Here is an 11,879-nt window from a genome sequence, read left to right as displayed (position 1 = left end):
GACGCGTGAAACTCCCTGTTTAGATGATTATCCGAAATGACATAAGGCTCTTTCTTCCCGTAATAAGGTCGTTTCTTCCGAATCACCGCACAAATTCCCATCTCTCTCATCAACCTTTGTACTCGTTTATGGTTGATATTCAGTTTGTATTTTCTCTTAAGCCAGACTTTAACTCTTCGATACCCGTAAATTCCTTTCAGTTTTTTATGGCACTTCTCGATTTTTATCTTTAACTGCTCGTCTTCTAATTGCTTCTGAGAAGGGTGCTTCTGCCGTTTTACCCACTTGTAATATCCACTTCGAGACACGCCTGCAATCTTACATAATTCTTGAATAGAAATATGGTTACCAGCCATTTCATGAATGATGGCGAACTTCTTGTGAGTTGGTACGGTTTCCATTCCCCCTTTCACATCTTTAAGAGCTTTTTTAGCATCTCTACTTCCGCCTCAAGGCGTTTGATTTTCGTTTCAGGATCTTCTGGACGAGTTCTCGGTCTTCCTTTGCCTGGTCCTTTGGCCTTTCCTCGCTTTTCCTCCAGCCCTTTCATTCCTTCCTGTTCATAGTGTTTCACCCATCGCTGTACCATGGAATGATGAATCCCTAGTTCTTTCGCCACCGTTACATAGCCAATGCCCTCTTTTAAATATAAATCCACAGCTTTCTTTTTAAACTTTACATCATAGGTTTTTCGTATTTTTCCCATAAAAAAATCCCCTCCATAATAGACAGATTAATTCGCTTTCTTTTTTCTGTCTACTATAAGGGGATCATATCAACCTCTAAAGCGCTTCTTAATAAAGTTAGAGAAGAGGTTTTAACAAACGACTCCTACCAGTTGGTTAGAGTCGTTTTATTTTGGGTCTATTCTTTGACAGGTTCTTCATTTTTTATTATCATGTATATGAGCATATGTTCATATAGTTGTTTTGAAAGATAGGAGGAACGGTGATGAATCGAGAAGAGCATTCGTTTTTAGCAGAGGAGACGGTGGAGGAGGCTTCGCGTATTTTTAAAGCACTTGGTGATCCGACTCGAATAAGAATGTTGTATTTGCTGTCACAAGAAGAATGTTCTGTAAATCATATCGCAGAGGTATTAGGGTTAACGCAATCAGCAGTTTCGCATCAGCTAAGCTTTTTGCGGAACTTACGATTGGTGAAATATCGTCGTGAAGGAAATTCATTTTATTACACGTATGACGATGAGCATGTCGTATCTATCTTAAAGCAAGTGATCAATCATATTGAGCATGAATAGGAGGGAGACGATGGGACATCATCATCACCATAATGTACGAGAAGGAAATCGAAAAGGCTTGCTCATAGCTCTACTTATTACACTTGGCGTCATGGTAGTTGAGTTTATCGGAGGACTTGTGACGAATAGCTTGGCGTTACTGTCGGATGCCGGTCATATGTTGAACGATGCTAGCTCTTTATTTCTTAGCTTCCTAGCTTTGTGGTTTGCTACTCGGTCGGCATCACCCATGAAAACGTATGGGTATTATCGATTTGAAATATTAGCCGCATTATTAAATGGTATAACACTATTTCTCATTTCCGGCTTCATTTTGTTTGAAGCGTATGAGCGATTTGTATCGCCACCTACTGTATCGAGTGGAACGATGATTATGATTGCAGTAATCGGTCTTTTCGCCAATCTAATGAGCGCATGGTTTTTAATGAAAGAAGGCGATGTGAAACATAATGTGAACATGAAAAGTGCGTATTTGCATGTGTTGGGAGATGCACTCGGGTCAGTTGGTGCTATCATAGCTGGAGTCTTGATGTTACGATTTGAATGGTATTTAGCCGATCCAATGATTTCTGTCGTCGTATCGCTCCTCATTTTAAGAAGTGCTTGGGGAGTATTAAAGCAATCGATTCACATTTTAATGGAGGGGTCACCAATCGACCAAAACGAAGTGAACGAAACATTAGCGGGGATTGATGGGGTTGTAAATGTCCATGATTTACATATTTGGACGATTACATCGGGATTTGATGCTTTAAGCTGTCACATTCAGATACAAGATTCGTCTCAACATGAACGAATTTTACAAGAAGCTATCGTTACATTAAAAGATAAATTTCATTTAGAACATGTGACCATTCAAGTTGAAACAGAAGAAATAGAGCATGCAGCGTGCATGGTATAAGGAGGATGAAGTTGAATTACGTAGCTGTTGGACTCGGTGGGGTCATAGGAGCGCTTCTTCGATACGCTGTAAGTGTTACATTTTCTCAAATGACGGCTCCATTCCCACTTGGGACAATCGTCGTCAACTTAGTGGGGAGCTTTTTGTTAGCCTTCTTGACGACGAAATGGTTTGTTCATCAAGGAAAGACATCTCCACTCATGTTAGGGGTTGGAACGGGAATGATCGGCTCATTTACGACTTTTTCAACCTTCAGTGTAGAGTTGGTTGAATTAGTAGAGCAGAATATGCTTGGGCTAGCTTTCTTATATTGTGTTATCAGCTTATTCGGTGGGGCCTTTTTGACGTATGTAGGCTACAAGGTTGGAAGGAGGAAGTTGATATGATGGGATTGTGGATTGCGCTAGGTGCTTTTTTCGGAGCAATCTGTCGATATGGTGTGAGCCGCTTGTTTGCCACCTTTATGACTTCTTCGTTTCCAGCTGCGACGTTTATCGTAAATGTAATCGGTTCTTTTCTTCTCGGTTTGATTGTGGGGAGTGGACTAGAAGGGAAAATTGCATTGATGGTGACGACAGGTTTTCTCGGGTCATTTACAACTTTTTCCACTTTTCAATTAGAAGGGTTGAAGCTTTGGGAAAATGGTGAGAGAAAAGTAGCGGCCATTTACTTTCTTTTAACGAACGTAACAGGAATTGGGGTAGCGTTTATGGGGATTGTGCTTGGGCGATCTTTAGGGAGTTAAAATTTCTTGTCATGAATGTGTGCAGGGTGAATACAATTAATGGCGAGGAAAACGCTTCCATTGTTGTAATTAGTGCTTTTGGTTTATTTACAAAATAGTTAGAAAATTTATAATAGCCATAAAGGAGGCGAGAAAATGGGAAGAGGTAGAGTTAGAGTTGAAGAGCGTATTAAGAAAGAAATGGAACTTGAAATGTATGAAGCGACTCTAATTCAGCAAAACGATGAAGAATCCAAGGAATCCGAATAGAGGAAATGGATTATGCAACACTCGCCCTTTTAGGCTTAACGGGAATGGAGACAGGTGAAAACTGTCTCTTTTTTTTAGTTTAAGTTCAATAAAGTGTTAAAGTATTCTCTTTAGCGTTTTTTTGGTGTATAGCTCCAAGCGCCATCAGCTCGGGTTGCTTCGGCTCTGCTGTGGCGACGGAAGCCTCCTCGCAGGTTCTCCAGCACCCTTCGCCTAAGGACTTGCGCTTTGCGCTTTTCTTAATTACAAACAATGCTTAACTATAACACTGTGTCAAGCTATACATAAGTCCCCTTAGATGCTCGTCAGAATATACGAAGGTCTTATGAATATAATGGAATGGAAAGAAAATTTTAGCATATTGTGTAGCTCCTAAAGTGCTCTTACAAAATTAAGAGCACATCATTTTTCTTAAGGGTGTATGTATATGGAATCTAAAAAAATGAAGCAGTTATATGATTTAATGACCGAGCATACACGACGCTTAAATCATCAAATTATACTCATTTCGTTAATATTTATTACGATTAGTATTGGGTGGAATATAGCGGCACAACGGTTGAATATTCCGTATCCAAAGGCAGAAGTCATGTTATTAGCGTGGATGCTAGTCATTTGGATTATGATTTTCGGGGTCTGCTTCTTTCAAGTGTTTTCCCCACGGCTGATGGCCCTTATCGTTAATATGTTTATGGTGAAATCGATCTGTTTTTTATACTTCGCATTAAATTTCCACGAATCTTGGACTTATTTTTTACTCATTCCGATTATTACGAGTTTATATGGGAGACCGGTTCAACAAATTCTCTTTTCATTAATTGGGTTCATCTTATTATTTAACTTGTCATCGTTTTATCTTCATCCTCATCATCAAGAATTGGTAACAACAAGCGATATTTATAGTCGATTATTACTGTATATCATTATTACTTCCTTTAGCATTCTTTTATTGAGAAAAATGAATCAACTATATAAAGAGCAGGCCACGATTCAAGTTGTTTCGCTTGAGCGCATGATCGATCAAATCGTGAAAAGCTTTGTTTTGTCTGTAGAGGGAAAAGATGCGTACACAAGAGGTCATAGTGAGCGGGTCAGCTTATATGCACTTGAAATTGGAAAGGTACATCATGCGTTTGAAGAAGAAGATTTAAAACGGCTTCGCTTGGCAGCGTTGTTACATGATATCGGAAAAATTCAAATTCCAGAAACCATCTTAACCTCACAAAAAAAGTTAACTAGTGAGGAATTTGCTATCATGGCGAAGCATCCGATTGAAGGGTCGAAAATGATTGGGCAGATGGAGGAGCTGATCCACTTAAACGATGGAATTCTCTATCACCATGAGCGATGGGACGGAAAAGGTTATCCTTTTCACTTAAAAGGGGAGGAGATTCCACTGGATGGGCGAATAGTCGCGGTTGTTGACGCTTTTGATGCGATGACATCCTGTCGACCGTATCGTTCAGCACTCGGATTTGACGAAGCATTTGAACGTTTGCGAAAAGGGAAGGGGACGCAATTTGACCCTGCTATTATCCAACTAACCGAACAAGTAAAGGAAAAATGGCGGCGGATTTATTACGATAGATTAGTACGAAAAAAAGAGGAACAACCACATGAAAAGACGTCTGGTGAATGAGGAAATCGAGTGTTGGCTATGATACTCGATTTTTTATGCGATTGGAAAGATAATGGGAGTTTGGTAGGCTTTTTTAAAAAGATTGTTGATAGAATACGTTCGTTTACTCTATGTAGTGGAGCGACTTGACGCTAGGGGACGAAAAAAATAAAGAATACGAGTAAAAGCTCAGAGGGACAATCTCTGAGCTTTCTGGCCGGATCTTACAACTCATCAAACCCGTTATCAACATGATTGACTTTCGTGTATTGACGGGATTTTTGTTCGAAGAAATCTGACTTTCCAAGGTCCACTTCTTCGTATGCTTTGATCCATTTTAACGGATTGGAACGGTAGCCATCAAATGGTCGTTCGTAACCAAGTTGGTGACAGCGGACATTGGCGTAAAATTTAATATAGTGTTCTACGTCTTTTAACGATAGGCCTTCCATTTTGTTTCCTAAAATTTGATGCGCCCACTCGATTTCAAGCTCGGCGGCTTTTACAAATGTGCTTTGAACGAATTGTGCGAGTTCAGGTGTATCGTATTCCGGATATTGCTTCAAAACTTCTTGATAAATTTTGACGAATAAATCAACATGGAGCTGCTCATCGCGGTTAATATAGTTAATCATTGTGCTTGATGCGACCATTTTTTGGTTCCTAGCCAAATTGTAAAAGAAGGCGAAGCCAGAGTAAAAGAATAGCCCCTCTAAAATGACGTCAAATACAATCGACTTCAACAAGTTTTCTACATTTGGATTTTCGGCAAATTCTTTGTATCCGTTTGTCACAAATTCATTTCGCTTTTGTAAGACCGGTTCATTTCGCCAATATTCAAAGACTTCGTCTTGAACGCTTTTAGGCACAAGACTTGAAAGCACGTAAGAATAGGAATGGTTATGAATGACTTCCTGTTGCGCTAAAATGATCATGAGTGCGTTAATACTAGAATCGGTAATATAGTCAGCGACTTTTCCCGCATAGTCTGTCTGGATGCTATCAAGTAAGGCGAGTAGTCCGATGATTTTTAAAAAAGCATTTTGCTCTTCTTCTGTTAGCTCTGGGAATTGTTTAATATCTTGGGACATATTGATTTCAAACGGTGTCCAAAAGTTAGCAAGCATCCGTTTATATTTCGGATACGCCCATGGATAGGCGACGTCATCCCAGTTTAATACGTTTGAACACGAACCGTTAATAATAGCCGTTGAACGATTCGGTGCCGTTCGGTCCATAATTTCTCTCTTTTTTAATTCATTTCCGTTCATGGTTTGTCCTCCTCGTCCCATTAGCTTGCGCAAGAATCACATTCGATAATGTCGCTTGATGTTGAACGTACATAGTATGTTGTTTTTAAGCGTAATTTCCATGCTGTTATATGGAGGTTGAGTAATTCTTTAGCTTTTACAGTATTTAATACGTAAAAGTTGAAGGAAATGGACTGATCAATATGTTTTTGACGAACAGCGTTTTGCTTTAAGCTCCACGTTTGGTCGATGAAATAGGCCGATTTATAGAACCAAGTCGTCTCTGGACTTAAGTCTGGCGCTGTAACTGGAATTTTGTAATCCTTCTTTTCTTCCGCATAGACTTTTTGGAATATTGGGTCAATGCTTGCGGTACTTCCAGCAATGAGAGAAGTGGATGCGTTTGGGGCAACCGCCATTAAATACCCGTTTCGAATCCCATGTTCTTCAACTTCTTCTCGTAATTCGGTCCATTTTGAATCGGTATAGCCACGCTTTTTGAAATATTCTCCCGTTTGCCATTCTGATCCTTCAAAGAGCGGGTACGAACCTTTTTCTTGTGCGAGTTCAAGGCTTGCTCGGATGGTATGGTAAGCAATTTCTTCATACAAACGGTCAACGAATTCTACTGCTTCATCGCTTTCCCATTTAATTTGTTTCAATGCGAGTAGGTGATGCATGCCGAAAGTTCCAAGTCCGATGGCACGATATTTTTCATTCGTTAGCTTTGCTTGTAAGACCGGGATGTTATTTAAGTCGATCACATTATCAAGCATGCGAACTTGAATCGAGATGAGTCGCTTTAACACTTGGTCGGGAACAGCCCGTGCTAAATTAATGGATGATAAGTTACATACGACGAAATCACCTGGTTTTTTCACAATGATGATTTTCCCATCTTGCGTAAATTGTTCTTCGACGGTTGTGGCACTTTGATTTTGGGTAATTTCAGTACATAAATTACTGCAATAAATCATACCAGCATGCTTATTGGCGTTTTGGCGATTTACTTCATCGCGATAAAACATAAATGGTGTTCCTGCTTCAAGCTGACTAATCATAATGCGCTTCATAATTTCTATCGCTGGAACAACTTGCTTAGATAAATGAGGGTGGTTTACACATTGTTCGTATTTTTGACGGAAAGAACCTTCTCCAACTTGCTCGTCAAAAAAGTCTTCTAAATCAAAGCCCATAACTTTACGTACTTCGTGTGGATCGAATAAATACCAATCTTCTCGCACTTCGACTTTCTCCATAAAGAGGTCTGGAATGCATACGCCGGTAAAAATATCGTGTGTACGTAGACGTTCATCTCCGTTATTTAATTTCGCATCTAAGAACGAAAATATGTCTTTATGCCATACATCTAAGTAAACAGCGATTGCTCCTTTTCTCTGTCCGAGTTGGTCGACGCTAACCGCCGTATTGTTGAGTTGCTTCATCCACGGAATGACACCGGAAGAAACGCCTTTATAACCGCGAATATCACTGCCTCGACTTCTAATTTTCCCCAAGTAGACGCCGATTCCACCGCCATTTTTCGATAGATTCGCAATATCGGTATTACTATCAAAGATTCCTTGTAAACTATCATCAATCGTATCGATAAAGCAGCTTGATAGCTGGCCAACCGACTTCCCTGCATTCGCTAATGTTGGGGTAGCAACAGTCATATAAAGATGACTTAGTGCCCAATAAGCTTCTTTTATGAGCGCTAATCGACGGTCTTTTGGTTCGTTTTTCATCAGCGTCATCGCAATAATCATAAAGCGTTCTTGCGGTAGCTCAAATGTGCGTTTATCATAGTCGCGTGCTAAATAGCGATCAGCTAGTGTTTTAAGTCCGATATAAGTAAAGAGCTCATCCTTATTCGGGTCAATCCAAGAACCTATTTCATCAATCTCCTCTTTGGAATAAAGAGAGAGGAGGTCTTTATGATAAATTCCTTTTGCCGTTAAAGTCATAAGGAGAGAATAAAAGTCTCCGTATTCCTTCGTTTCGTATTGGCGATTTTCACTTGCTTCAGCGTAAAGCTTCTGTAAATATAGTTTCGCTGCGAAGTACGTCCAATTCGGTTCCGTTTCGGATATGTGGCTTAGTGCTTCGAGAATTAAGAAATTGAAGAGTTTTTCTTTTGAGTCGTATTGATGGTATTGTAAGGAATCTGTTACTCTCTCAATATACGAATCAATCTCAATACCAGATATGGTCTGACTGATTGATTGTAAATCGTTGATTAGTTGTTGAGTGTTAATTTCCGACTGAGGTAAAAGGGTCGTTTTCACTGTGCTCGTCCTCCTTAAAAAATAAAATCCACTCTTCTACGGGATGAGTGGATCAAACGATGATATAAAAGGAGAGACAACTGAGATAAAAAGATATACTCCTTTTGCAACCATCGTTTCATCTTCCCATCACCCCGAAGAATCCGAAACGGCATAACAAAGGCAGGTCTCCTGACTCGTGCTTAATCCTACTTTGATACCTTCCCATACCAATTCGTACAGTGGTCATTCTCATTTCGTTGCACTCACAGTTGCGGGGACAGCTCTGGATTTACACCAGATTCCCTATTAAGCTTGTGTAGCACCTTTGTTACTGGTTTATATTCTATATGTAGTATCGATATGTATGTTGTACACAATATATTGTGTATAGGGTATATAATCATCATAAAGGGGTTTGAAGAAAATTGCAATAAAAAATGGGGGAATGTCGAAAATTTTCCTCTAGCATTTTCCAATCAAGAAAAAAAGAAAACCTCGGAAGGCCCGAGGTGTAAAGGATTATGACACGTTCTTTAATTCAATTTCGTTCAACGGTTCTTTACGCGATAAGCGCATGCCGAGAAGAATGGACATGATTGGAGAGATGTAAAGGAAAATTGCAAATGGTAAGTAGGCAATGACATCAACTCCAAGTGTCGCTGCTAAAAAGGCACCGCTCACGCCCCAAGGAATTAATGGGTTTATTAACGTTCCAGCGTCCTCGACAGAGCGAGAAAGGTATGGAAGTGGAATCTTATATTTGTGATATAAATCTTTAAACGATTGACCTGGAATTAAGATGGACAAGTATTGTTCACCTGTGACAAGGTTGACACCGATGGATGATACGACAGTAGAGTAAATTACTTGTCCTTTTGATTTTAGTCGTTCTTTTAACCCATCTAAGAGGGCGTTGATTAGGCCTGTTTTTTCTAGAAGGCCTCCTAAAATAAAGGCAATCATAATAAGGGAGATTGACCACATCATCGATTGCAAGCCACCCTTATTCATCATGCGGTCTACTTCTTCTACGCCCGATGAAAGCGACGGGCCATTTTGAAGGACGGATAAAAATGTGCTCACCGAAACCCCTTGTACGACAAAAGCAATAATCCCTGCACTAATGATTCCAATCGTCAAGGATGGTATAACAGGCTTGCGCATAATCGCAAGAGTAATAACTAAAATAGGTGATAATACCGTCCAAAAAGAGATGTTCATTTGTTGGCTTAACGTTTCTTTCATCATCGTGATGGTAGCTGTTGTATCAGGTTCAAACGATAATTGGTTGGATAAAATCCAAAAGAAAATTAGCGTAATCGCCATACTTGGAATTGTCGTCTTCAGCATGTGACGAATATGCGTAAAGATGTTCACGCCTGCAATTCCCGAAGCGAAGTTTGTCGTATCGGACATTGGCGACATTTTATCACCGAATGCAGCACCACAAATAATCGCGGCTGCTGCCATTTCAAGTGGAATACCAGCAAGTTCAGCCACTCCGATTAACGCTACACCAATGGTGCTTACCGTTGTAAATGTACTACCTATCAATGTCGAGATGACCATGCAGCAAATGATGGCCGTAATAAAGAAGAACTCTGGTTGAAAGATTGATAGTGTCCAAACAGTAATGGTTGGAATCGTCCCGCTAATCATCCATGCGCCAATTAGCATTCCGATCAGAGATAATATAATAATAGGTTGTGCACCGTTTTGTAATCCTTTTACGATACCTGATTCAATCTCTTTCCACTCGTTTCCTTTCAACTTTGCCAATCCAGCAATGAATAAAACAGAAAGGAAAAGAGGTAAATGTGGCTCCGTTTTAAGCCAAAATAAACTGACGAAAATAATCCCGAGTATAATCGTCAGCACACCTACTGCGTGTGAAAATTTCCATGATGTCTTCATGATGCCAGCTCCTTTAATTGCTCAAATAATATCACTTAAACGCTTTTAAGCTTTTATGCTTTTATGCACGAAAGTAAAATGGATAATTCAACTATAATCGACAACGGATTATCTGTCAAGATACGACAGCAATCTGCAATTCAATCAGACTATTAAAGATCAATATTTCAAAATTAGAATGAAATAAAAAAATCCTCCCAATAGGGAGGACAGGTTTAAATGGTTTCGGCAAGCTCTTTTAGTTGTTCGGATGTTTCCGTTATTTGGTCAACTGCGCTTGTGACATCTGCAATGGCTTTTGCAAAGTTTTGAAGCTCTTCTTTCGTTTTTTCGCTTTGATCTTTGTTGTTGTCAATTAGGCTTAAGACTGTGTCGAAGAACTTTACCATGTCATCCATTTTCGTTGAGCTTTTGCTTGTTAATTCTGTCACATCAGTAATTGATGTAGAGATGCTATCGATTTGCTGGTTAATTTCTTGAATTAAATTCGATACACCAAGTACGGAGTTTTTCGTTTCTTCTGCTAGCTTACGAACTTCACTCGCAACAACGGCGAATCCTTTACCGTATTCTCCAGCTCGAGCAGACTCAATCGCTGCGTTTAATGCGAGTAGGTTCGTTTGCTCAGCGATGGATGTCACGATGGAAACGACGTGATTAATTTTCTCAGAAGCTTGTTCTAAAGCTTTCATTTTTTGAGCGATATCGTCCGTGCGGCTGTTAATTAATGTCATAAGTTCAGACTGGTTTTGAAGCTCGCTCTTTCCGCTATGCGCTTCCGTTTCAGCCGTAGCTGCTAATTCAAAGCGACCCGCAGCAATGTTGGCGAATTCTTTTGACTGCGCGCTAATCTCTTGAATGAACGCATTTGTTTCTTCTGTTAATGAAGCGAGCTGAGATGAAGTAGATTGCACCTGCTCGATGAGAAGTTGTTTTTCACGTTCCATCTCTTCTCGAATTTTTTCATATTCGTTTTTATACGCTTCTAGGACAAGCTGTTGTTCAAAGTTGACAAGTTTCGTAATCGATTTTGTCGCAGATAGAAGCTCATCAACCGTTTCAAAATGATGAGAAACCGATGAGAGAATGGCTTCTAATAAGTTTTGGAAGGATGCCATGTACCATTTTTCATCAAGGCCGATCATAACGTGACGATGGGCAATACGCGACATACGTTCAACGTCTTCATCTGTTAAGCGACCGTTAAACATTTGAAGCACGTGTTTGGCAAGTGTCCCTTTTAAACGATCAATTGTACTATATTGCTCAACCACTTTCATTAAGCGTTCTTCTTTTTCGATCCCATCATAAAATGCCGTTGTAATATCGTGGATGTTTTCTTCAATGATTGGCTTAAGTAAAAGGGTATTGCGTAAATCTTCCTTCGTTAATTGAACCAGCGCTAATTGACGCTTATAGGATTCTTGTTCTAATTTCAATACGATCTTAGTTTCATCAATTGGTTGAGAAAAAACGGAATCGGATGTAGTAGTACGGTGCTTTTTCTTGAACAATGAAAACGTCATAATGTAAATTCTCCTTTGACTAATTCGATTTATCACTACTCCTTATATCGGAAAAAACGTCAAAGGTTTTACAACAAATTGTGACAAAAGTTACAGCGTAGTCGATTAGAAGGGGAAATAAAAAAGGAGGGTTGTACCCTCCTTTA

12 protein-coding genes and 1 riboswitch are annotated in these 11,879 nt (G+C 39.7%); of the genes, 6 read left to right on the top strand and 6 right to left on the bottom strand.

Translation table 11 applies throughout. The features are described from left to right. Both ML543_RS04240 and ML543_RS04235 read right to left on the bottom strand, forming a co-directional pair. Positions 1 to 401, bottom strand: a 401-nt coding sequence (locus ML543_RS04240; protein WP_243385063.1) for an IS3 family transposase, incomplete at its 3' end; no start/stop codon positions are given. Positions 402 to 409: 8 nt separating this feature from the next. Next, positions 410 to 706 carry a transposase gene (locus ML543_RS04235; RefSeq protein ID WP_243385064.1) on the bottom strand — a complete coding sequence of 99 codons (297 nt, stop codon included), beginning with the start codon at positions 704 to 706 and terminating at the stop codon, positions 410 to 412. Positions 707 to 951: 245 nt separating this feature from the next. On the opposite strand from ML543_RS04235, the gene ML543_RS04230 reads away from it, so the two are divergent. From ML543_RS04230 to ML543_RS04205, 6 genes are all read left to right on the top strand, one after another. After that, complete coding sequence (locus tag ML543_RS04230) at positions 952 to 1,260, top strand: ArsR/SmtB family transcription factor (RefSeq protein WP_243385885.1); 309 nt, start codon at positions 952 to 954, stop codon at positions 1,258 to 1,260. A 10-nt stretch (positions 1,261 to 1,270) separates the two neighbouring features. Then, positions 1,271 to 2,161: a cation diffusion facilitator family transporter gene (locus tag ML543_RS04225; RefSeq protein ID WP_243385884.1), complete on the top strand. Its 891-nt coding sequence runs from the start codon at positions 1,271 to 1,273 to the stop codon at positions 2,159 to 2,161. 11 nt (positions 2,162 to 2,172) lie between these two features. Then, entirely contained in the window at positions 2,173 to 2,547 is a 375-nt protein-coding gene (gene crcB / locus ML543_RS04220) for a fluoride efflux transporter CrcB (protein ID WP_243385883.1), read from the top strand. Then, complete coding sequence (crcB, locus tag ML543_RS04215) at positions 2,544 to 2,906, top strand: fluoride efflux transporter CrcB (RefSeq protein ID WP_243385882.1); 363 nt, start codon at positions 2,544 to 2,546, stop codon at positions 2,904 to 2,906. Before crcB (ML543_RS04220) ends, crcB (ML543_RS04215) begins: the two co-directional genes overlap by 4 nt. A 135-nt stretch (positions 2,907 to 3,041) precedes the next feature. After that, positions 3,042 to 3,155, top strand: coding sequence for a YhdX family protein (locus tag ML543_RS04210; RefSeq protein ID WP_243385881.1), 114 nt, complete (start codon positions 3,042 to 3,044; stop codon positions 3,153 to 3,155). Between the two features lie 427 nt (positions 3,156 to 3,582). Beyond that, positions 3,583 to 4,794, top strand: coding sequence for an HD-GYP domain-containing protein (locus tag ML543_RS04205; RefSeq protein ID WP_243385880.1), 1,212 nt, complete (start codon positions 3,583 to 3,585; stop codon positions 4,792 to 4,794). Between the two features lie 203 nt (positions 4,795 to 4,997). Here ML543_RS04205 and ML543_RS04200 read toward each other — a convergent pair whose 3' ends face one another. The 4 genes from ML543_RS04200 to ML543_RS17240 form a co-directional block, all read right to left on the bottom strand. Beyond that, positions 4,998 to 6,044 carry a ribonucleotide-diphosphate reductase subunit beta gene (locus ML543_RS04200; protein WP_243385879.1) on the bottom strand — a complete coding sequence of 349 codons (1,047 nt, stop codon included), beginning with the start codon at positions 6,042 to 6,044 and terminating at the stop codon, positions 4,998 to 5,000. A gap of 20 nt (positions 6,045 to 6,064) precedes the next feature. Further along, complete coding sequence (locus ML543_RS04195; RefSeq protein WP_243385878.1) at positions 6,065 to 8,311, bottom strand: ribonucleoside-diphosphate reductase subunit alpha; 2,247 nt, start codon at positions 8,309 to 8,311, stop codon at positions 6,065 to 6,067. A 144-nt stretch (positions 8,312 to 8,455) separates the two neighbouring features. Beyond that, a riboswitch (cobalamin riboswitch) is annotated at positions 8,456 to 8,635 on the bottom strand. A gap of 177 nt (positions 8,636 to 8,812) precedes the next feature. Then, entirely contained in the window at positions 8,813 to 10,207 is a 1,395-nt protein-coding gene (gene nhaC, locus ML543_RS04190; RefSeq protein ID WP_243385877.1) for a Na+/H+ antiporter NhaC, read from the bottom strand. Positions 10,208 to 10,422: 215 nt separating this feature from the next. Further along, positions 10,423 to 11,733, bottom strand: coding sequence for a protoglobin domain-containing protein (locus ML543_RS17240; RefSeq protein WP_243385876.1), 1,311 nt, complete (start codon positions 11,731 to 11,733; stop codon positions 10,423 to 10,425). Between the last annotated feature and the right edge of the window lie 146 nt (positions 11,734 to 11,879).

It is taken from the genome of Bacillus kexueae (genome assembly GCF_022809095.1).
GTDB lineage: Bacteria > Bacillota > Bacilli > Bacillales > Aeribacillaceae > Bacillus_BZ > Bacillus_BZ kexueae.
Note: the sequence above shows the minus strand (reverse complement) of the source record. Positions and strands in the feature narration are given on the sequence as shown.

Coding starts and splice junctions, on each gene's coding strand:
- ML543_RS04235 (WP_243385064.1), bottom strand. CDS start 706: ATGGGAAAAATACGAAAAACCTATGATGTAAAGTTTAAAAAGAAAGCT.
- ML543_RS04230 (WP_243385885.1), top strand. CDS start 952: ATGAATCGAGAAGAGCATTCGTTTTTAGCAGAGGAGACGGTGGAGGAG.
- ML543_RS04225 (WP_243385884.1), top strand. CDS start 1,271: ATGGGACATCATCATCACCATAATGTACGAGAAGGAAATCGAAAAGGC.
- crcB (WP_243385882.1), top strand. CDS start 2,544: ATGATGGGATTGTGGATTGCGCTAGGTGCTTTTTTCGGAGCAATCTGT.
- ML543_RS04210 (WP_243385881.1), top strand. CDS start 3,042: ATGGGAAGAGGTAGAGTTAGAGTTGAAGAGCGTATTAAGAAAGAAATG.
- ML543_RS04205 (WP_243385880.1), top strand. CDS start 3,583: ATGGAATCTAAAAAAATGAAGCAGTTATATGATTTAATGACCGAGCAT.
- ML543_RS04200 (WP_243385879.1), bottom strand. CDS start 6,044: ATGAACGGAAATGAATTAAAAAAGAGAGAAATTATGGACCGAACGGCA.
- nhaC (WP_243385877.1), bottom strand. CDS start 10,207: ATGAAGACATCATGGAAATTTTCACACGCAGTAGGTGTGCTGACGATT.
- ML543_RS17240 (WP_243385876.1), bottom strand. CDS start 11,733: ATGACGTTTTCATTGTTCAAGAAAAAGCACCGTACTACTACATCCGAT.